The following is a 21,428-nucleotide window of genomic DNA, read 5'->3' on the forward strand; positions in this document are numbered from 1 at the left end:
TCTCTGCATTAACGGCTGAAGGAAACCCGGCACATCGAGCGAAGCTCGCAGGGGTGTTCTCAAAGCCTTTCCATTTGCGCAGGCGCTACTTCAGACGCTGATCGGCTGCGTCTTGGCTTTGCGATTGTTGAGGCGTTTTCCAAGCTGGATGAAGGGATGTTCGATATAGCGAAAGCACAGGTGAGCGGCGCCCAGTGTCAACAGCGTGGCGCACAGCGCGATCACCAGCGCCGACGCTCCGGTCTTGCCCAGCAGTAATTCACTGAGCATGCCCATCGACGGGTGCAGCAGGTACAGCGAGTAACTCACCGCGCCCAACCACACCAGCGCGGGGTGGTCCAGGCGCACGCTGCGGGTCAGCAACAGAAAACTGCTGATGGCCACGGCGTAGGTGAAGCAATAGCGACCCCAGGTTTCCCCGGTGCCCATGTCTTTGTTGTAAGCCATGATCAAGGTCGGCGGCAGCAACACCGCGAACGCGATCAGCAGCCTCTTCAGCTGTCGGGTCAGCGTCGGGCTGTGTTCGGCGAGCAGCCACTGGCGCCAGACCGAGCCGAAAAACATCAGCGACAAGGCCAGTGGCAAGGCCACCGGCAGCTTGCGTTCGGTCACTTCGCGCACCGCGGCCATCGCCAGACCCAGCAGCAGAAACGCCAGCGAGCAGCGCGCGCGAAACACCAGGTCGTACAGCTTGCCGGCCAGAAAAAGCGCCAGGCACAGTGCGTAAAACACCAGCTCGATGAACAGCGTCCAGTACAGCCCGACGACATCATCAAAGCCCAGTGCCGCCTGCACCATCGTCAGGTTCGCCACGATCTGCGGCCAGGACGGCAACGTCGCCCCGCTGAGTTTGAGCATCAACACAAACAGTAAAAGTGAAAGCCAGTAGGCCGGGTACAAGCGCATGAAGCGCGAGATCAGAAACCGCTGGGCGCCGTCCGCAACCGGCTTGAGGCTGTACGGAATCACCACGCCGCTGATCATGAAAAACCACAGCACGCCCAGTTTTCCGGGATCGATCAGGTTGTCGAACACCCAGACGTGGCCAACGACCGGCACGAACAAATGGGTGAACACCACCAACAAGGCGGCGATGCCGCGGAGCGCATCGAGATAAGCCAGGCGATTCATGGGCGTGCCTCAAAGCTTGCTGGAAGATTCACGACGCAGAGCGTCACTGCTCGTACTGCTGCGGCGGTCGCGAGACTGGCTCAGCAAGGCATCGATGCGCTGGGAAACACGACGTGCCGATTCATCCCAGGAAAACCGCGTCACGTTGTTCAGGCCTCGGCGACGCAGTGACTGGCGCAGCGGCAGATCCGTGAGAATGCGTTCCATGGCGGCGGCCATGTGGCTGACGTCCAGCGGGTCGAAATACAGGGCGCTGGCTTGCAGCACTTCGGGAATCGACGCCGCGTTGGCCGCCAGAACCGGGCAACCACAGGCTTGCGCTTCAAGGGGCGGGATGCCGAATCCTTCGTAAAGCGACGGGAACACGAACGCGGTGGCGCCCTGGTATTCGCTGATCAACTGGTCATCGCTCAGACGTCCGAGGAAGCGGATACGCGGATCGCGACTGGCCAGGCGTTGCAGGTTGTCGTCGGAAAAGATGTCGCTGGCGCCGCCGACGATGTGTAACTGCAGATCATCGTGATTGCGCAGCATCAGGAACGCCTGAATCATGCGGCTGAAGTTCTTGTGCGCGCTGGGCGAGGACACCGCCAGCAGATAGTCCTGTTTATCCTTGAGCGGCGGTCCGGGCTGAAACGCCTCGCTCACGGCGTTCGGCACCACGAAGATCTTCTTTTCCGGGTAGTTGTAGAACTGCGCGATTTCGCCTCTGGAGAAGTTGCTGACCGTGATCAGCGCCTTGATCCGCGACAGCATGATCGGCGTCATGGTCCGATACAGCAGACGAAAGGTGCGGGTGTAGCTTTCCGGGTGACGGACGTACGTGACGTCGTGATGGGTGGCGATCTGGTTGCCGTAGAACAACGGCGCGGTGCTGCACAGTGACACCAGCAGCGGGTTGCCGTGGCGACGCAGGTACAGCGGCAGGTCCACTTGTTCCCACAGATGGCCGCTGTTGCGGCCGATGCATTGCACGTCCAGGACGCGCGCCGTGTCGTGCATTTTGATGCCATGCGGCGCGACGAATACCACATCGTCCCGCAGTTGCCTGAGCGCCAGACAGGTCTGTTCCGCGAAGCGCTGAACGCCGCGCAGTTCCTGAGTAAGAAAGCGTGCATTGATCACAATCATTGTGGTCGACCTGTTGAAGAGGTGAAGGGCTCGTGCACAAGGTCCGGGAGCACGGCGAATGACCGGTGCTCTGTGCTGCGGACCGCGAATCGGTGAAGCGAGATCAGGGCAAGGCGAACAATGCCGGGCGGGTGCCCAGGCTGATTATTTTCGGGAAATCGTCGATCGGCACTTGTGCCGAGCAACGCCCCTCGTTGCAGTTCCACGGGATGCCGCTGTCCACCACGCCGCTTTGCGGCTGGCGGGTGTCCAGGTATTGCACGTTGCCGTGCAGCACGCTGCTGGCTTCGACCTTGATCGATCGGGGCAGGCCGGCAGTCCAGGCAACGATGATCTGCTCTGAACCCTTGGCGAAACGCAGCAGGTATTGCGAGTCGATTTCCCGGCTCTTTTCGGCGTCGTAACGGTATTGATGCAAGGTAGGGCTGATGGCCTTGAGCGTCAGATATGCCTGTTTGATGCTGAGGTCCTGATTGAGCAGACCGAAATTCTGCTCCGGGTCGCTGTCGTCGGGGCCGTCATTGAGCAGGCCGTTCCACCACATGCCCTTGATATTGGGCATCGTCTGGACCAGAAAGAAGCTGCGTGCCAGAAACGCCGCCTGGGTTTTTTCATCGCCGCCGCAACGTCCGTCGTTGCTCGGCCAGCCCATTTCCGTCAAGTACAGCGGCACCGGGCTTTTGTTTCTGCTCTTGTCCTTGAGGTCTTCGCTGATCCGTCGCAGCCAGGCGATCCAGTTTTCCGGCGTGTTGCGCTCGTCGGAGCGGCAGTGCACATACGGGTGCAGCGACAGGCCGTCGACATGATTGAGAATCCCTGACTCCACCAGCCGGTCGGCAAACCCCAGGTCCATCCCCTGACTGGTGACGGCACCGGCCAGGATCACCATCGGCCGTTGATTGGTACGAATGCGCCGGGACGTCTCTTCGATCAATACGCTGTAGTCCTTGGCGAAGGCCGGATCGACAGGGTTTTCCTTGTCCCACTCGTTCCATATTTCGTAAAAATCCACGCTGTCGGTGAGTTGCCGGGTGACGAAGCTTGCATAGTTGCCGTAAGCGTCGCGCACCGAGGGTTTTCGTGGCTTGGCGTAGTTGTCATAAAACGGGTTGCCGTAGCCCAGCACCAGCAAAGGCCGCAAATGATGCTCTTGCGCTTTGCTCAAATAGGCCTGCCAGGCCGGTTCAATCCTCATGACCCCTCGTCGGGGCTCGGCGCTGGACCAGTAGGCGTCATCGCGAACCGAATCCACGCCCGCCGCTTCGAGCAATTGCAGGGCTTTTGCCGAGGTGGTGTTTTTATTCATCAGGTGCGTGTCGACCCCGATGATGAATGTTTCGTCGGCAATAGCGGAGCAACTGATGAATGAGCCCAGCAACAGGACCGTCAATGGTCGTCGTAACCTTGTCAGGTGTTTGATGGGCATGGTTTGTCTCAATGAAGAGGCACGGTCCGGAGCGCTTGCTCAGGTAGGTCTCGGGCCGTCGGGTATCGGTGTGGCATCGCGTCCAGGCATGCCGGCCATCTTCAGACGGGATGCGGCATGACGTTCTGGTCGCGCTGGGCAAAGTTGTCCAGCACGGTCTGGGCGAAGATGCTTTCGTAACTGTCGAGCATCAGTTCCAGGTCCAGCAGCGCCGCGACGCTCACCCGCGCCTGACCGCTCAGGCGGGCCAGCAACTCCGGCTGCTGATGCAACCTGAGCATGGCGTGGCCCAGTGAATCCGGGTCATCGGGGCTGCACAGCAGACCATTGAGCGGGTCCTGAATGATTTCCGGCAGGCCACCCATGCGGCTGGCGATCACCGGGACCGAATGGGCGCAGGCCTCGACCGCGACCATGCCGAACGGCTCGTTCCACACCGACGGCACGACGGCCACGTCGATCTGGCTGTAGAACGCTTCGGGCTTCTGGTAACCCACGAAACGGATGTTCGGTGAGGTGGCCAGTGCCTTGAATGCGGCCTCGTCTTCAGCCTGTCCGCGTCCTGCGATCTGCAGCGTGGCGTCGAACGGCAGACGCTGGAACTGCTCGATCAGCCAGCGCACGCCTTTCTGCTGGGACAACGTGCCCATGTAGCCGAAGCGCAACGGCGCCTTCTTCAGCGCAGGATCGCGCTGGCGCTGCTTGTACGGCGCGTTGTGAACCGGCGTGTAGGGGCTGGCGTTGTGCACCACGTAATTTTTCGCGGCGCTGAAGTAGCCACGCTTTTGCAGCTTGTCGAGGATGAACTGGCTGACCCCGACCACGGCCGATACCTGAGCCGAGCGGGCGTCATGGTTCTTGCGAAAGGACTGGCAGGTGCCGCATTGCTGCTGGCAGCACTGGCCGCGCTTGAACATGTTGCTGCTGGGACACATCAGGTACATGTCGTGCAGCACCTGAACGATCGGCAGCCCTGCGGCGGTGATTTCGTCCCACACCGACACCGACCAGCCTGCCAGGTTGTGGCAGACGACCAGTTGCGGTTGTTCGTCGTTGATGACCTCCTTGACGTAGCTGCGCATCGCGCCGTTGTAGCGATCACGCAGGTGCCAGCCCAGGCGCGCCAGACGCCCGGGGCGCTGGGCGCTGAACTGCCAGTAGAAGTTATGCAGACCGGCGCGGTAGACCTTGACGCCGTTGACGGTGTCGACGGCCAGGCCCGCGTCGGGACCGGTCACCAGCACGCTGACCTGACAGCCGCGTTGCTGCAGCCCTTCGACCGTGCGCTGAAGGATGATTTCCGCGCCGCCGCCGACGTGGGGTGAGTACAGGCTGCTGATGAACAGTATTTTCATAATGGATACGACTGATTCAGACCCAGTACGCCGGACTCACCGTCACGGATGGCTTTTTCGATCAGACCCAGACGCTCTTCGGCGCCGCGCCGCTTGGCGATGAGCCTGAGCAGGCGGAAGAACACCCAGCGGTTGAGGCTGTACAGCAGCGAGGAGTTGGCCCAGATGTTTTTGTCGAACCAGGCCTGATTGCGCGCGCCGTAATAGGCACGCAGATCAGAACCGCCCAACAGGAAGCTTTCGTAGATGTTGTTGGTGCGCGCCTTGATGTTCCACGAGTTTTCCAGATCGTCGAGCAACGCGTCGGGGACCAGGAAAATCCGTCCGCCACCGGCCGTGATGCGCCAGGTGTACTCGCTGTCGTCGGCGTAGAGCATCAGTGCGTCCAGCGGCAGGCCGATGCGCCGGTACAGGTTGCGATGGGCCAGCAAGCCGCCGTAAGTGGCGAACGGCAGCTGCACCATCGGCAGTTTGCTGTGCGGGCTCTGCGGCGCGCCCCACGGCAGGCGACGCCAGATCTTGTAAGGCAGCTGCGCGATGTGGAAACCGAAGAAGCTCGACCGCCGCTGAATGGCGAAACGCTCGGGCACACCGGCTGCGATGTCGGCCTGATGGGTCGGACGAAAGCCCAGTACCGCGGCCTTGTCTTCGCCGTCGAGGCGTTTGCGCTCATCGAGCACCTGATGCAGCGTGGCGATGGCATTGATGGTCGGCGCATTGTCGTCGTCCATCAGCCAGATGTGCTCGGCGCCGGCATCCAGCGCCGCCTGGATACCCACCGAATAACCGCGTGCCGAGCCGGTGTTCTCGTGCATGTAGATGACACTGACCTGGTCCGGCCAGGTGCGGCGCAGGGTGTCCAGCGGCGACGTGGACGCGTTGCTGACAATGATCACGCGATCGATCAGCGGGCTTTCCAGCGAACGGCTGACCAGCGTGTGCAGGTAGTTGAAACGGTCACCATAGGTGAGCGTCACCAGAGTCGTTTTATGGGTCATGGTGAGTTCCGGGCAAAGAGGGTTCAAGAGGCTGAAAGCGTCAGCCTTGGGAAGTCAGGTCTGGTGGATCAGGGGAGCGTAACGGCGGGCCGTTGCAGGAGCGCCAACCCGGCGGCTCCTACCGTTGGAGCGCGGTGAATCTCGGATCAGGCCCGCGCTTCCATCCGCGTCAGGCTGCTGACCGGCAAGGTCACTTTCTGTTCGCGGTGCAACAGGTTGAGCAGAATCACGGCGCGTTCATCACCGTCGCACGCCAGGAAGATCGCCTCGACTTCGTTGAACCCGTCTGCGGTGATGCGCACCGCTTCCCCTTGCTGGAACTCGACTTTGGCGGGTGGCGCGAGCAAGCGTTCGCGAATCTGCTCGATCAACTCGTCCTTGACCGGAATCGGCAGGCCGCCGAACGTCACGATGCGGGCAACGCCACGGGTGGAACGGATCGGATACCAGTTGTCGCTGGTCTGGTCCATGCGAATGAACAGGTAGCCAGGGAACAGCTCCTCTTCGGCGGGGGCTCGCGAACCTCGTTTCTTCTCGCCGTGCTTGACCGGCCGGTAGCACTCGAAGAACTGGCGTTGCAGATGCTCCTGGGCGCGGGCTTCCTGACGGGGTTTGGTCTGGATCAGGTACCAACGCGCTGGGTTGGTTGAAGGGCTGGCGGCTTGAGGCATGTCCATTTACTCCACTGCAATCCGGTTTGACAGAGTTGAAACAACGTCAGGGTATTGCGCCATCCTGCACATCGCGCCGGGTTCGGTCTGCGGTGGATGCTTGTCCAGCTGATACTCGGTCAGCATCTGCTGCACCTGCTCGACGCAGTTGAACATCAGTACGTCGATAATCGATAAGTTCGCGACGAAAGGTTGCCTGAACTGCCGATACTCCACCGGATCCATCCGGAAAAACCTGATCAGCAGCCGGTTGCGCGCAAAGTGATCGCGGTCATAGACCACCGAACCGCCTTCTGGCGTGATGAACGTCGTCGCCTCGAACGTGTGCGCGATGCGGATGATGCGCTCCTGCTTGTCGACGGGGTTGCCGAGAATCAGGTCCGAACTGCGCATGATCGGTGTGACGATGTGTAGATAAGCACACAATTCGCGAATCGCATGCTCGGCGTACAGCGCGATGTTCTGTTGCGGAAAACGGATCAGCCGCTCGATCAGAGGCATGACCTGAGCGAAGTAGGGCGCTTGCTCGTAACACTCGGCGATCAGCCGGATCAGTTTTTCGGCCTCGTCACTGAAGTGATCGCACAATTGCCGCTGATTGATTTGCAGCTGGAAGCGATCTTTCTTCAGGGGAAAGGTGATCAGCCGAGCTTCGTTGTTCTGCAGAATGCGGTTGCGGTTGACCCAGCCCGACCGCACATATTGCAGATCGTCTCCCAGGACGAAGACGTCTGCGGCCGCGATGAGCTGGAAGTAGCCCAGGTACGGAAATAAATAAGGTTGCATCACTGCGATGGTCCTGGCCATTTAAGTCTCCTTTACTTCGGAACAGGTTTACTTGCGAACCGTGGTGTAGTCGTATCCATACGCTGCGCAGTCGTAGTCGGCGGTCGAAGCCTTGCGCAGCACACCGTTGAAAATCGCCCCTTTGATCACGATGCCGTTGTGCATCAGGCGGCGTTTGCAGGCTTCGATTTCCTTGGCCGTGCTCAGGCCGAAGCGGGTCACCAGCAAACAGGTGCCGGACTGGCGGCCCACCAGCGTCGCGTCGGTCACCGCCAGAATCGGTGGGGTGTCGACGATCACCAAGTCGTACAGCGGCGAAAGATCGGAGATCAGCTTGTTGAAGTTGTCGTGCATCAACAGCTCCGACGGGTTTGGCGCCGCGAAACCGCAGGAAATGAAATCCAGGTTGCGCACTTCGGTGTGGTTGATCACTTCCTTGCTGGTCAGGCGCGCCGCCAGCGTGTCGGACAGGCCGTGCTTGGGCGTCAGGTTGAACATCTTGTGCAGGTAACCCTTGCGCATGTCGGCGTCGATCAACAGCACGCGCTTGCCGGTCTGGGCAATGATCACCGCCAGGTTGCTGGAGACGAACGACTTGCCCACGCCCGGCGTCGGGCTTGAGATCATCAGCACGTTGTTGCGCGCTTCGAGCATGGCGAAATGCAGGCTGGTGCGCAGGCTGCGCAATGACTCGATGGCCAGTTCCGTCGGCGCGCTGACACTCAGCAGGCGAGGTTCCTTGTTCGCCGAGCGGTTCTGCGCGACCGCTTTGTCCATGCGTTCCTGATGGCGCGAGTACGGCAGCGAGGCATAGACCGGCATGCCGAGGTTTTCGATGACTTCAGGGTTGTCGACGCCGCGATAGAACGCCTGGCGCACGAACACCGTGGCAACCGCCAACAGCAGACCCACCAGCGCCGCCACCAGCACGATGATTTTTTTCATCGGCTTGACCGGTTCTTCGACATTGGCGTCCGCGTTGTCGATGATGCGCACGTTGCCGATGCTGCCGGCGCGAAGAATGTCCTGCTCCTGACTCTTGTCCAGCAACAGGGTGTAAGTCTGCGAGGTCACCTGCATGTCTCGGTTCAGACGTAGCAGCTCTTGTTGCGTGGCGGGCAAGGCTTCGATTTTCTTCAGCAACGCCGCCTTCTGCGCTTCGACCTGACCGATCTGCGCCATCAGGCCGCGGTAGGTCGGGTGTTCCGGCGTATACAGGCGCTCGACGTCGACGCGCTTCATCTTCAGGTCCGACAGCGTGCCTTCCAGCTTGACCACCTGGTCGAGCACCGATTTGGTCTCCACGCTCAGGTCGACCGATTTGGCGCCCATCTGGAAGTTGTTCAGCGCGATTTCCGACTGTTCCAGCTGCTTGCGCACGGCGGGCAATTGCGAGCGCAGGAACTCAAGGCGCTGCGCGGCTTCGGCCGAGCTGCGCTCAACGTTCTGACGCACGTACAGGCGGCTGACTTCGTTGAGGATGCGTTTGGCGAGGATCGGGTCAGCGTCCTGAATCGACAGGTAGACGATCCCCGAGTCCTTGCCGGCTTCCATGATTTTCAGGCGGTCCTGATATTCCAGCGCGGCAGTCAACGTGCGTTGACGGGTCACGATGAACTCGGTCCCCGGGCGACCGTTGAGGGCGGCGACCTGAATCTTCACGCCACTGCCTTCGACCGTTTCACCGACCGGGCCGCTGAGCAGTTTGTTGTGATCTTCGTCGTACAGGCTGAAGCTGCCGGGCTTGTCGACGACCATCGTCAGCTTCTCGCCGAGCAGTGCGTCAGGCACTTCCAGCTGGAAGATGTCGATCTTCTCTCCACCCCACGCGAAGCTGTTCAGACCGAACAGCGGCTCGGCCTGAGCGCCCTCGCGTTCGGGCTTGAAGCGGCGCGCCATGAAAGGCCCGATGCCCGGAATGTACTTGGGCTTCTGCACGATATAGAGCTTGAGGTCATCGACGACCTTGCCCAGCACGGCGCGGGATTTGATCAGCTCGATTTCAGTGGTGGCCTGAGACACCGACAGCGGTTTGGTGCTGATCTCGGTGCGGCCCTCAATGCCGATTTTCTTGGGTTCGATCTGGATCATCGCGTTGGCCTGATAGATCGGCGTGGCGAGGATCGCGTAGGTCAGTCCGAGCAGGACGCAGAGGCCGACGATCGATGCAATCAATCCTTTGTGATCGAAAAGTGTGCGCAAGATAGTTGCCAAATCGATCCGGGAGTCCTGGACCTCGTCCAGGGAAGTACGGTTCATAGCGGTCATTTATCTTGGATCTCCTGACTGAAGATAAGGAAGCCAGTCGTCGACGCAACGCGAGAGCTGCTCGTAGGTCTGTTCAAAGGCTAGTTTCGGGCGCCGGTAGGGATCGGCGATTTCCAGCTCTTGTTGCCATTTGCCGATCAGAAACGTCTTGCCGCGCACTTCGGGCGCCAGCTTGAGCACGCTTTGGGCCTGGCGATGCTCCATGAGCAGAATCAGATCTGCGTCGTGGAGCATCTGCCGGTCGATCTGTCGGCTTCGATGCTTGTGGGCGGGCACGCCGTTGACTTGCAACACGGCCTGCGCCAGTGGGTCCATGGTCGAACTGAGCATGGCGTGGGTCCCGGCTGAGGAGAACGTCACGCCTGTGTCGATCGCGCGTTGGCGGAACATGGCTTCGGCCATGGGGCTGCGACAGATGTTGCCGACGCAGACCACCAGCACGTTACTGAACATGACCTTTACGCAAGGGAGTCATCAGTCTTTTGCTGATGTTGGCGCTGAAGTTCTGCCCGACCGCCAGCAGCGTCTGCATCTTGCGTTTGGGCGTGATGGCCGACAGCGAATACTCCACCAGCTCCATCAGGAAGTGTTCGTACAGCTCCTGATTACCCAGCCGGTTGTAGTAATTGGCCAGGGCGCCGGAGGTCTGCAGCGCCATGTGCAATTTGCGTTTGTTCGAGCGCATCGAAAACACGCCGCCGGGGTGCAGGCGGTAGGCCGCAGGCTTGATTTCACCCATGAACTTGCCTTTGCCGTAGGCGCCCAGCAGCGACCACCAGACCAGGTCATTGAGCGGCGCCGCCTGCAACTCCTTGGGCAAGGTGTCGAAGACATTGCGGAACACCGTCGTCAGGGTCGAGATCGGCCGCGCTTTCTGCAGCTCGAGGGCGGTGGCGTCGCCCCGCAGCTTGCCTTGCAGCTGAATCGGATATTGGCCATTGGTGTCGAACGGGATGGCGTCGTGATAAGTCAGCACGTAATCGGGGTGGCTTTCGAGGAAGTCCACCTGGATCTGCAGTTTGCGCGGATCGGTCCAGTAATCGTCGGCTTCGCAGTAAGCGATGTAGCGGCCGCGGGCTTCGCCGAACAGACGCGGCACCGACGGATTGCCTTGCGAGTACTGGTTCGTCTCGTGATAGAAGGGGCGGATCAGCGTCGGGTAGCGTTTGACGTAATCGGCAATGATGCGGGCGGTGCCATCGGTCGAGGCGTCGTCGTTGACCAGGATTTCGAAGTCGAAGGTCGTTTGCTGTATCAGGAAACCTTCCAGCGTCTGAGTGACGTAGGCTTCCTGGTTGTAGGCTGGGCAGACGATGCTGACCAGGGGCGCGGCAGCCGGCGCGTCGCTCGTGTTTTTGCTGTTGGCATCCATGGCTCAAGTACTCGCTTTGCTGAACAAGACGGAAATTTTCGTCACCAGTGGCTTGTAGCTTGCTGCTACCACCATCAGCGTGATCAGGCCGCTGACGGCCAGACCCATAAACAGGTTGAAGCGGTTTTCGTTAGCGATCAGGCGCATGACCGGCTCGCTGATCGCCAGCCCCACGGCGGTCATCACGCAGATGCGCAGGATGTCGCGCAGCCATTGGCTGTGAATGCCCGGCGCCAGTCGCTGATGCACGATCATCGGCCAGATGGCGAAGGACACGGCCCGCAGCACGAACCAGGCCAGTGCCGCGCCCAATGCACCGGACTCGCGAATCGCCAGGAACATCACCGGCACCGTGATCAGCGCCGACACGACGCTGTACCAGACATGCAGTCGCATCTGCCCGTAGGCGTACTGCAGATAGAACTGAAACGCACTGACGGCCATGATTGCGCTGCCCAGCGAATACCAGGGCAGAATCGAACGGCTCCAGGCGGCGGCCGACTCATCCCCCGACCAGGCGAACACCATGTCATGCGGGTGCAGGGCAATCAGCGCGGCCAGCGGAAACATGAACGTGCAGACGAACCGGTTGGCGGCCAGAAACAGCGTGTGCATTTCGTCGCGACGACCTTCGGCCATCAACACCGTCAGGCGCGGCAGCAACGTCTGCGCCAGCGGGTTGCTCAACATCATGATCCCGGTGGTGATCAGGGCCACCAGCGAGAAGTAGCCGTATTCATTGAGCGGCAGCAGCTCGGAGAGCAGGACTTTGTCGATCTGTGTCAGCACGATCCACAGCACCGCGGTGCCGGACATGCTCACCGCAAACGGGATGATCGGCTTGACCAGATGCCAGTCGAAGCCTGTCAGCCAGGACGGCGTGGGCATCTGTTGATAGGCGCGGGCCGCGAAGAGCGCTGTTTCGACCACGCCGACCAACACCTGAAACTGGAAGAACGTCACCGGATCGTTGGAGATCGTACTGACCAGCACCAATCCACCGAAGTAGCGCAGCGTGGCGATGAGCACGTTGGCGATGTTCAGCCAGACATGCTGTTCCAGCCCTTGAATGCCGCTTTTATAAAGCGTCGAGTACAGCCGCAACGCGATCACAATGCCCATCAGGCCGATGCACTCGACCAGCGTCTGGGTCGACAGCTCCTTGGCGTTGAGCCAGTGCACGGCGATCCATTGGCTGCCCACGTACATCGCGATGCAGCACAGCGCGGCCAACGGCAGAAAAATGATCTCGAACGAACGCAGCAACCGTCCTGAATAACGGTCCAGCCGGTCGCTGCCCTGCTGGTGCGCGACGGCCCGCACCAGGCTTGGGGACAGTCCTGCGTCCAGCAGTTGCAGCCAGGCCTGGACCACCGAGAAGAACCCGATCAGGCCGTAGGCCTCGGCGCCCATATGGCCAAGGTAAAACGGCATGATCAGAATCCCGATCAGCAGCGTGTAGGCCTGGCCGGCATAGCTCAACGCAGTGTTGCGTATGACTGAGCGCTTGGTCTGCATGGGATGTCCTTTTCGCCAGAACGTGAGCGTAAGTGCAGTCGGGCGTCAGATGACCTGGGCCAGCGACGGTACGCGGTATGGCATGCAGTTCGTGGCGCATTCGGCGATCACCGTGTTGATCACGCGTTCCTGATCTTCCGGCAGCAGGCCCGGATAAATCGGCAGGCACAGCACGCGTTCGCTCAATGAGCGCGAAGCGGTTTGCGCCGCCTGCGGTTGCAGGTATTCGAGGGTGTCCAGCGACGGGTAAAAATAACGCCGAGGATTGATCCCGTTGGTGTTCAGCGCCGAACGCAGACGCAGCAGCTGTTGTTCGTCGCTCAGCGCGATCGGGTAATAGCTGTTGTTGAGCTGACTGTCGTTTTCCGCTTTCTGCAGGTCGACGTAGTCGTTCAGGCGAGTGGTGTAGCGGTGGGCGATTTCCGCGCGCTGCTGAAGAATGTTCTCGATATCGTCGAGGATGCACAGACCCATTGCAGCGGAGAATTCGTTGAGCTTGGCATTGATGCCGATGCCGTCGATCTTGTCGACGTCGACGATGCCGAAGTTGCACAGCAGGTGAACACGACGCGCCAGTTCGTCATCGTTGGTGATGATCGCGCCACCTTCGATGGTGTGAAACAACTTGGTCGCGTGGAAGCTCAATGTGCTGATGTCGCCCCAGTTCAGCACTGACTGACCGGCATGGCGCACGGCGAAGGCATGGGCGCCGTCGTACACGACTTTCAGATTGCGCCGACGCGCGATCTCTTCGATGCGCTCGACCGCACAGGGATTGCCGAACACGTGGGTGCCGACGATGGCCGTGGTGTCGGAAACGATGCGGCTCTCAATGTGCTCCGGCGAAATGTTCCAGGTCTGCGCGTCGATGTCGGCGAAGATCGGGCGGATGCCTTCCCATTGCAACGAGCTGCTGGTGGCCACGAAGCTGAATGGCGTGGTGACCGCGCTGCCGCTCAGGCCCAGTGCGCGATATGCGACTTGAAGCGCCAGCGTGCCGTTGTTGGTGAGGATCACATGCTTGACCCCCAGATAATCCTTGAGCCGTTGCTCCAGCTCACACACCAGTGGCCCGTGGTTGGTCAGCCAGCCACGCGCATAGATGCCTTCGACGTACGTCTTGAACTTGTCGATATCGCCCAGGTAAGTCTTGGTTACGTTGATCATCGAAGTCTCCGTTTCTGATGTAATGCTTGAGAGCTTTCACGGCAGGGGCATGCGAAGCAGTGAGGTGCAGCAACGTGCAGCGGCTCAATCGGTGTGCGTGGGCGTCGAAGCGGGCGGCGGGTTGCCCGCCTTGTTGCTCATTCGGCGCGCCCGGCTCTGGTTGATTCTGAGAATCAGGCGTGTCGCCAGGCTGCCGGTGTGCGGGTCACCGAAATGGAACAATGCCGTGGCGCGCTTCAGGCCCGGGCTGCATGCCTGGTTGGCGTGCAGGGTGCGATAGCCCCAGAAGAAGTAAACGTTGCCGGGCTCCAGACGCAGCACGTAAGGCTTGAGCCAGTTGCGCTGCATGCCTTTGATGATCCAGCTGCGGGTGATCTTGTTTTGCAGCAAGGCCTTCTCGATCACGTTGAACAACACCCAGGCGCGCACGCGCCGAATGTTGGGGAAGAGCATCAGATCGCCACGCTCCTCGCCCTCGGTGGGGATGAACACGGGAATCAGCGCAGTGACCAGGCTCGCGTCGTAATGGAAGCTATTGGACTCGCGCTTGCCTTGATTGCCCTGTACGCAACGCAGCACCGGGAAGATCCGCTCGCTGGCGGCATCGCGTCGGGCGGCATGCTTATAAAGGCGGCCTAGCAGCGCCTTGAACTGGGGGTCGCTCCAGTAGCTGGCCAGCAAGCTGTCGCCCAGACTGGCCTCGCCGTGGTAGGCGAAATATTCGCCGTGGTGCTTGCGCGCCTGCTCATCGGTCCACAGCCGCAACTGCTGCAAGTCAGACTCGCTGACTGCACCGGTCATCTTCGCAAAGCCGTTGGTATCGATTTCGTCAGCCAGGCGTCGGGCCAGCTGCTCATCCATGTCGAAAGATAAAGGCATTGCGTTGCGTCCTCGCATCAAGTGGACCGTTGCAGCCGGGTATCGGGCGCCAGACACGCTACCGCCCGAATCTGCAGATCCTGCCGTTGTATCCAGAAGGGTGATGCTCGTCGGCCATGCGCCGGAAACCGAGCGTTGAAAACCGTTGGGCAAAGCTACCGCCCCGCCGAGCACTTTCAGCAATTCGAAAAACATTTCTTGAACCCAAGAAGTGCCCACCGGCGCAGGACACACACCGTTCAGGTCATTAACTTCTTTGGCAGGTACATCGTGATGAAGTCGAAATGTCTTCCGCACGCGGCTCTTTGGCTGCGCTGATAAAACGGGAAAACATTGGACACGCCTATATATCGACGGCGGCGCAGTTCCTGTCAAATTATTTCGCCAACATTCTGTTAAGTTTTTGATAAGCGGGCCGAATGCAATCGTAACTAATTGATTTTTAATGCAGTCAAAAATCCAGCGGAGTGCTCGCACGGCTAAATGACGTTTTTCCGCTGGGTGCCTGGTGGCGCCGGCAGCGCCGGAAAAGGGCCTGAGAGGCATTTTTCTAACGTCAGAAGTCGGACGCGACAGGGGAGTAACAAAATTATGGCGTTCAATAATTGAACGGTTGGCGAGGGCGTTAGTTGTCTTAATTCGAGCAGTCGTAATAGCCAGCAGATTGAAAACTTAACCGTGGTTCATATGAATGTTGCAGATTGATATAAACCGTCCGTATTTATTTAATATTCATGACCGGGTCGTAAACTTTCCCTTGAGTCGAGGGTCGGGGAGCGCAGTCGTGACTTCCCGGGTTGCGTCGCTGCGGTTGCTCAGCCTTCATGCCTGCTCCATTATCGGGGCCGTGCGACGCAAATATTTCGGGTCAGCAGGAGATTCAATGAATACGCAGTCCAAACCCACTGGAGTGGTGGCGCAACGCTTGGCGCAGGCACGTGAGCTGATGAGTCGTGAAGGCATCGACGCCTGGCTGGTGCCCTCGGCCGATCCTCATCTCTCCGAATACCTGCCAGGTTACTGGCAAGGTCGGCAGTGGATGTCGGGCTTCCACGGTTCGGTCGGCACCCTGATCGTCACCCAGGATTTCGCAGGCGTCTGGGCCGACAGTCGTTACTGGGAGCAGGCCAGCAAAGAACTCGCTGGCAGCGGCATCGAGCTGGTCAAACTGCAGCCGGGGCAGGGCGGTCCGCTGGAATGGCTCGCCGAGCAGGCGAAGACCGATTCGGTGGTTGCAGTGGACGGTGCGGTGCTGGCCGTTGCATCGTCCCGCACATTAGCGAGCAACCTTTACGCCCGCGGCGCAAGATTGCGTACCGATCTCGATCTGCTGACGCAGTTATGGGACGACCGCCCGCAACTGCCAAACCAGCCTGTTTATGAGCACGTCGCACCTCAGGCCACGGAGCTTCGCAGTGAGCGACTGAGTCGCCTGCGCACGGCGTTGAGCGAGAAAGGCGCGGACTGGCATTTTCTCGCAACCCTGGATGACATCGCCTGGCTGTTTAACCTGCGCGGCGCAGACGTTTCCTACAACCCAGTGTTCATTGCCTTCGCGTTGATCGGGCCCGACAGCGTCAACCTTTTCGTCGCGTCGGACAAAGTCGATCCGCAGCTGCGCAAGGTGCTCGAAGACGACGGCATCACGCTGCATGAATACACCCGCATCGGCGCTGCCTTGCGCGAAGTCCCTCGTTATGCCCGGCTTTTGGTGGATCCTGCACGGGTTACCTGCGGTTTGCTCGATTATCTGGACAGCGAGGTCACGCTGGTCGAGGGCTTTAATCCGACCACCTTGTTCAAGTCGCAGAAAAGCGAGGCCGATGCGCGGCACATACGCAAGGCCATGGAACAGGACGGTGCAGCGTTGTGCGAATTCTTCGCCTGGCTGGACTCCGCGCTAGGCCACGAGCCGGTCAGTGAACTGACGATCGATGAAAAACTCAGCGCGGCTCGCGCCCGCCGGCCTGACTACATTTCCCAGAGTTTCGCCACCATCGCCGGCTTCAATGGCAACGGTGCGATGCCTCACTACCGCGCCACCGAGCAGGAACACGCGCAGATCGAGGGCGACGGGCTGTTGCTCATCGATTCCGGCGGCCAGTACCTGGGCGGCACCACCGACATCACACGCATGGTCCCGATCGGGAATCCTGCGCCAGAGCAGAAACGCGACTGCACGCGGGTGCTCAAGGGTGTGATCGCCTTGTCGCGGGCGCATTTTCCGCGAGGCATTCTGTCGCCTCTGCTGGACGCCATTGCGCGCGCGCCGATCTGGGCCGAGGGCGTCAATTACGGCCACGGCACCGGCCATGGCGTCGGTTATTTCCTGAACGTGCACGAAGGGCCGCAAGTCATCGCCTATCAGGCACCGGCGACACCGCAAACCGCGATGCTGCCGGGCATGATCACGTCCATCGAGCCGGGTACCTATCGTCCGGGGCAGTGGGGCGTGCGCATCGAGAATCTGGTGATCAACCAGCCGGCGGGTAAAACCGAGTTCGGCGAATTCCTCAAGTTCGAAACCTTGACCCTCTGCCCGATCGACACGCGCTGCCTGGAAATTGACCTGCTCACTGCAGAAGAGCGTGGCTGGCTGAATGACTATCACGCAGAGGTCAGGAAGCGTCTGTCGCCACTGCTCGACGGTGTCGCGCTTGACTGGCTGAACCTTCGCACAACGGCTGTCTGATCCTGGTCGTTCACCACCGCCTTCCCGGCGGTGGTGCTCAGCCTATGAAGGGCTCAAGGCTCAGGGCTTCGCCGGTTTCTTGCAGATGATGATCATGCTGCGGCTGGTGTATCCGGCGGGGTTAAGTCCCAGCGGGTATTCGCCCGGGTCTTCGGCTGCGTCGCCGGATTTGGCAATCACACGGTATTGCTTGGATTCGCAGGAATTGGTCGCCATGTCGTAGCACTGGCTCCACGAGGAAGACAGGCCGGAACAGTTGATGTGAATGCCTCGCTTGCCCTTGACCGGTTTAGACGTAGCCGCACAGCCCGCGACAGCCAGCGCTGCCAAGATGATCAAAAAGTACTTCATTCACTTCCTTACCTGAGCGGGGAATTCCGTTCAGTCTCTAGCCTGAATTCGCTCACATGCCCAAAGCCTGACAATCGCGTCCGTTCCTGGTGAGGCTTCATAATGGAGAGGCGTACAGGCGTAAACATGGCGCAATGGCGTTACAAATGCTAGTGACATCGTGTAACGAATGAAAAACAGGCTAGTCTGCGGGAACCAGCGTGACCGGTTCAGGGCGGGTCGTCAGGGTGGCGCCTACCGATGCAACGATAATCGCGCCGATGGCCAGCCACTGGGTCAGCGACAGGCTTTCATGCAAGAACATCATCCCGGAAAGTGCGCCGACCGCGGGCTCCATGCTCATTAACGTGCCGAATGTCCGAACGGGCATGCGCGTGAGAGCGATCATTTCCAGCGTGTAAGGCAGCGCGGTGGACAGTAAAGCAACGCCGAGTGCTACCGGAATCAGCGTAGGGTCGAGCAGAGCGCTGCCAGCGTAGGTCGCCCCGATGGGCGCCATCACGATCGCGGCGATCACGACGCCAAGGGCAGCCGTCTGCACGCCATGATCTGCGCCGGCTTTCTGTCCGAACAGAATATAGGCCGCCCAGCAGATCCCGGCCCCCAGTGCATAAAGAGCGCCGGTCATATCCAGACCGCCTGCCTGTCCGATCGGGATCAGCAGCGCCAGGCCCGTAACAGCCAGGGCGATCCATATGAAATCAGTCGCTTTGCGAGAGTGATACAGCGCGACCGCCAGAGGGCCGGTGAACTCCAGCGCAACACCAATGCCCAGCGGAATCGTGCGGATAGCCATATAGAAGAGGAAGTTCATGCCACCGAGCGCGATCCCGTATATAAGCACCGTGCGCAGTGAGCTCGCGGTGAACGTGGTGCGCCATGGACGCAGAATCAGGACCATCAACACGCTTGCGAACGTCAGTCGCAGTGTTGTCGTTCCTTGGGCGCCAATCAGTGGAAACAGCGACTTGGCCAGTGATGCACCGGTCTGTACCGACGCCATGGCGATAAGCAGCATGCCGACCGGCAAAACGATCGAACTCAGGCTGCGTTGTTTTGCATTCATTGCTTGGTTGTAATCCGTATAGAAGGGGGAAAGTCGGGAAGCGACGCGCATGATGCTGAAGAATGAACGGATGAGCAATATAGTGCTCAATAATCTTATTCTCGCCGATTTTGAAATTAGGGGTTGACGCCCCTCTCAATGTCTCTATAATTCGCCCCACTTCCGGCGCAGACGAAACGGAAAACTCCTTGAGATTCAACGAGTTAGACGAAGTAAGCGGCGCGGAGGGGCTTCGATTCAGGTCACTGAATCGGCAGCGGTGAAAAAGGTGGTTGACAGCAGGTTCTAACGCTGTAGAATTCGCCTCCCGCTGACGTGAGACGCCAAGTCGAACGAAGCGCAAGTGGTTGAAGTTGCAAAGGAAACTTTGAAAACTTCTGAAAATAACCGCTTGACAGATGATGAGGACGCTGTAGAATGCGCGCCTCGGTTGAGACGAAAAGCTCTTAACCAACCGCTCTTTAACAACTGAATCAAGCAATTCGTGTGGGTGCTTGTGTCGTAAGACTGAAGTCGCAAGATTATCAGCAACGCAAGTTACTCCACGAGAAATCATGGTTTAACCAACGATTGCTGAGCCAAGTTTATAGGGTTTTCTCAAAACCTGATTGCAGTATTGAACTGAAGAGTTTGATCATGGCTCAGATTGAACGCTGGCGGCAGGCCTAACACATGCAAGTCGAGCGGATGAAGGGAGCTTGCTCCCTGATTCAGCGGCGGACGGGTGAGTAATGCCTAGGAATCTGCCTGGTAGTGGGGGACAACGTCTCGAAAGGGACGCTAATACCGCATACGTCCTACGGGAGAAAGTGGGGGATCTTCGGACCTCACGCTATCAGATGAGCCTAGGTCGGATTAGCTAGTTGGTGAGGTAATGGCTCACCAAGGCGACGATCCGTAACTGGTCTGAGAGGATGATCAGTCACACTGGAACTGAGACACGGTCCAGACTCCTACGGGAGGCAGCAGTGGGGAATATTGGACAATGGGCGAAAGCCTGATCCAGCCATGCCGCGTGTGTGAAGAAGGTCTTCGGATTGTAAAGCACTTTAAGTTGGGAGGAAGGGTTGCTGATTAATACTCTGCAATTTTGACGTTACCGACAGAATAAGCACCGGCTAACTCTGTGCCAGCAGCCGCGGTAATACAGAGGGTGCAAGCGTTAATCGGAATTACTGGGCGTAAAGCGCGCGTAGGTGGTTTGTTAAGTTGAATGTGAAATCCCCGGGCTCAACCTGGGAACTGCATCCAAAACTGGCAAGCTAGAGTAGGGCAGAGGGTGGTGGAATTTCCTGTGTAGCGGTGAAATGCGTAGATATAGGAAGGAACACCAGTGGCGAAGGCGACCACCTGGGCTCATACTGACACTGAGGTGCGAAAGCGTGGGGAGCAAACAGGATTAGATACCCTGGTAGTCCACGCCGTAAACGATGTCAACTAGCCGTTGGAATCCTTGAGATTTTAGTGGCGCAGCTAACGCATTAAGTTGACCGCCTGGGGAGTACGGCCGCAAGGTTAAAACTCAAATGAATTGACGGGGGCCCGCACAAGCGGTGGAGCATGTGGTTTAATTCGAAGCAACGCGAAGAACCTTACCAGGCCTTGACATCCAGTGAACTTACCAGAGATGGTTTGGTGCCTTCGGGAACACTGAGACAGGTGCTGCATGGCTGTCGTCAGCTCGTGTCGTGAGATGTTGGGTTAAGTCCCGTAACGAGCGCAACCCTTGTCCTTAGTTACCAGCACGTTATGGTGGGCACTCTAAGGAGACTGCCGGTGACAAACCGGAGGAAGGTGGGGATGACGTCAAGTCATCATGGCCCTTACGGCCTGGGCTACACACGTGCTACAATGGTCGGTACAGAGGGTTGCCAAGCCGCGAGGTGGAGCTAATCCCACAAAACCGATCGTAGTCCGGATCGCAGTCTGCAACTCGACTGCGTGAAGTCGGAATCGCTAGTAATCGCGAATCAGAATGTCGCGGTGAATACGTTCCCGGGCCTTGTACACACCGCCCGTCACACCATGGGAGTGGGTTGCACCAGAAGTAGCTAGTCTAACCCTCGGGAGGACGGTTACCACGGTGTGATTCATGACTGGGGTGAAGTCGTAACAAGGTAGCCGTAGGGGAACCTGCGGCTGGATCACCTCCTTAATCGAAGACTCAGCTTCTTCGCAAGTTCCCACACGAATTGCTTGATTCATTGAAGAAGACGATTGGGTCTGTAGCTCAGTTGGTTAGAGCGCACCCCTGATAAGGGTGAGGTCGGCAGTTCGAATCTGCCCAGACCCACCAATTACCGGTGCACCCTGTAGCGATACGGGGCCATAGCTCAGCTGGGAGAGCGCCTGCCTTGCACGCAGGAGGTCAGCGGTTCGATCCCGCTTGGCTCCACCATTACCGGTGTTCGGTGGTACCGCGGTACAGACAGTTGTCCTGTGTAGAGCTTAGAAATGAGCATTTGCCTCGCAAGAAGGCGGAATGTTGATTTCTGATCTTTGTCAGAATCGTTCTTTAAAAATTCGGGTATGTGATAGAAAGATAGACTGTGATCCACTTTCACTGGTGGTGATCAGGCTAAGGTAAAGTTTGTGAATGCAAACTTTCGGCGAATGT

16 protein-coding genes, 2 tRNA genes and 1 rRNA gene are annotated in these 21,428 nt (G+C 59.1%); 4 read left to right on the forward strand and 15 right to left on the reverse strand.

Annotation, left to right across the window (positions count from 1 at the left end; genetic code table 11):
* Positions 1 to 90: 90 nt before the first annotated feature.
* From AAGQ88_RS08075 to AAGQ88_RS08135, 13 genes are all read right to left on the reverse strand, one after another.
* The gene (locus AAGQ88_RS08075) at positions 91 to 1,131 is read right to left on the reverse strand and encodes an acyltransferase (RefSeq protein WP_285424432.1); all 1,041 of its coding nucleotides are present in this window, start codon (positions 1,129 to 1,131) and stop codon (positions 91 to 93) included.
* A 9-nt stretch (positions 1,132 to 1,140) separates the two neighbouring features.
* Positions 1,141 to 2,262, reverse strand: a complete 1,122-nt coding sequence (locus tag AAGQ88_RS08080; protein WP_342654936.1) for a glycosyltransferase family 1 protein — start codon at positions 2,260 to 2,262, stop codon at positions 1,141 to 1,143.
* Between the two features lie 103 nt (positions 2,263 to 2,365).
* A complete protein-coding gene (locus AAGQ88_RS08085; protein WP_285424430.1) occupies positions 2,366 to 3,688 on the reverse strand; it encodes a hypothetical protein in 1,323 nt (440 codons plus the stop codon).
* A gap of 101 nt (positions 3,689 to 3,789) precedes the next feature.
* Positions 3,790 to 5,043 carry a glycosyltransferase family 4 protein gene (locus AAGQ88_RS08090; protein WP_342654937.1) on the reverse strand — a complete coding sequence of 418 codons (1,254 nt, stop codon included), beginning with the start codon at positions 5,041 to 5,043 and terminating at the stop codon, positions 3,790 to 3,792.
* Entirely contained in the window at positions 5,040 to 6,041 is a 1,002-nt protein-coding gene (locus AAGQ88_RS08095; protein ID WP_342654938.1) for a glycosyltransferase, read from the reverse strand. The genes AAGQ88_RS08090 and AAGQ88_RS08095 overlap by 4 nt, the downstream gene beginning before the upstream one ends.
* Positions 6,042 to 6,187: 146 nt before the next feature.
* Positions 6,188 to 6,712 carry a transcription/translation regulatory transformer protein RfaH gene (gene rfaH, locus AAGQ88_RS08100; RefSeq protein ID WP_342654939.1) on the reverse strand — a complete coding sequence of 175 codons (525 nt, stop codon included), beginning with the start codon at positions 6,710 to 6,712 and terminating at the stop codon, positions 6,188 to 6,190.
* Positions 6,713 to 6,718: 6 nt separating this feature from the next.
* Positions 6,719 to 7,519: a WbqC family protein gene (locus AAGQ88_RS08105; RefSeq protein ID WP_285424428.1), complete on the reverse strand. Its 801-nt coding sequence runs from the start codon at positions 7,517 to 7,519 to the stop codon at positions 6,719 to 6,721.
* A gap of 27 nt (positions 7,520 to 7,546) precedes the next feature.
* Positions 7,547 to 9,766, reverse strand: coding sequence for a polysaccharide biosynthesis tyrosine autokinase (locus tag AAGQ88_RS08110; RefSeq protein WP_093469862.1), 2,220 nt, complete (start codon positions 9,764 to 9,766; stop codon positions 7,547 to 7,549).
* Entirely contained in the window at positions 9,767 to 10,219 is a 453-nt protein-coding gene (locus AAGQ88_RS08115; RefSeq protein WP_093469859.1) for a low molecular weight protein-tyrosine-phosphatase, read from the reverse strand.
* Positions 10,209 to 11,138, reverse strand: coding sequence for a glycosyltransferase family A protein (locus AAGQ88_RS08120; protein ID WP_342654940.1), 930 nt, complete (start codon positions 11,136 to 11,138; stop codon positions 10,209 to 10,211). The genes AAGQ88_RS08115 and AAGQ88_RS08120 overlap by 11 nt, the downstream gene beginning before the upstream one ends.
* Before the next feature lie 3 nt (positions 11,139 to 11,141).
* Positions 11,142 to 12,656 carry an oligosaccharide flippase family protein gene (locus AAGQ88_RS08125; protein ID WP_342654941.1) on the reverse strand — a complete coding sequence of 505 codons (1,515 nt, stop codon included), beginning with the start codon at positions 12,654 to 12,656 and terminating at the stop codon, positions 11,142 to 11,144.
* A gap of 45 nt (positions 12,657 to 12,701) precedes the next feature.
* Entirely contained in the window at positions 12,702 to 13,823 is a 1,122-nt protein-coding gene (locus AAGQ88_RS08130; RefSeq protein ID WP_342654942.1) for a DegT/DnrJ/EryC1/StrS family aminotransferase, read from the reverse strand.
* An 84-nt stretch (positions 13,824 to 13,907) separates the two neighbouring features.
* Entirely contained in the window at positions 13,908 to 14,702 is a 795-nt protein-coding gene (locus AAGQ88_RS08135) for a hypothetical protein (protein ID WP_342654943.1), read from the reverse strand.
* Between the two features lie 883 nt (positions 14,703 to 15,585).
* Here AAGQ88_RS08135 and AAGQ88_RS08140 point away from each other — a divergent pair.
* Entirely contained in the window at positions 15,586 to 17,394 is a 1,809-nt protein-coding gene (locus AAGQ88_RS08140) for an aminopeptidase P family protein (RefSeq protein ID WP_342654944.1), read from the forward strand.
* Between the two features lie 60 nt (positions 17,395 to 17,454).
* On the opposite strand, the gene AAGQ88_RS08145 is transcribed toward AAGQ88_RS08140, so the two are convergent.
* Both AAGQ88_RS08145 and rhtA read right to left on the reverse strand, forming a co-directional pair.
* Positions 17,455 to 17,745 carry a hypothetical protein gene (locus AAGQ88_RS08145; protein WP_093469841.1) on the reverse strand — a complete coding sequence of 97 codons (291 nt, stop codon included), beginning with the start codon at positions 17,743 to 17,745 and terminating at the stop codon, positions 17,455 to 17,457.
* A gap of 181 nt (positions 17,746 to 17,926) precedes the next feature.
* The gene (gene rhtA, locus AAGQ88_RS08150) at positions 17,927 to 18,811 is read right to left on the reverse strand and encodes a threonine/homoserine exporter RhtA (RefSeq protein ID WP_342655764.1); all 885 of its coding nucleotides are present in this window, start codon (positions 18,809 to 18,811) and stop codon (positions 17,927 to 17,929) included.
* A 618-nt stretch (positions 18,812 to 19,429) separates the two neighbouring features.
* Here rhtA and AAGQ88_RS08155 point away from each other — a divergent pair.
* From AAGQ88_RS08155 to AAGQ88_RS08165, 3 genes are all read left to right on the forward strand, one after another.
* A 16S ribosomal RNA gene (locus AAGQ88_RS08155) occupies positions 19,430 to 20,966 on the forward strand.
* Positions 20,967 to 21,030: 64 nt separating this feature from the next.
* A tRNA-Ile gene (locus AAGQ88_RS08160) sits at positions 21,031 to 21,107 on the forward strand.
* A gap of 26 nt (positions 21,108 to 21,133) precedes the next feature.
* Positions 21,134 to 21,209: transfer RNA gene (locus AAGQ88_RS08165), tRNA-Ala, on the forward strand.
* The last annotated feature ends 219 nt before the right edge of the window (positions 21,210 to 21,428 follow it).

The organism is Pseudomonas sp. F3-2, assembly GCF_038804275.1.
GTDB lineage: Bacteria > Pseudomonadota > Gammaproteobacteria > Pseudomonadales > Pseudomonadaceae > Aquipseudomonas.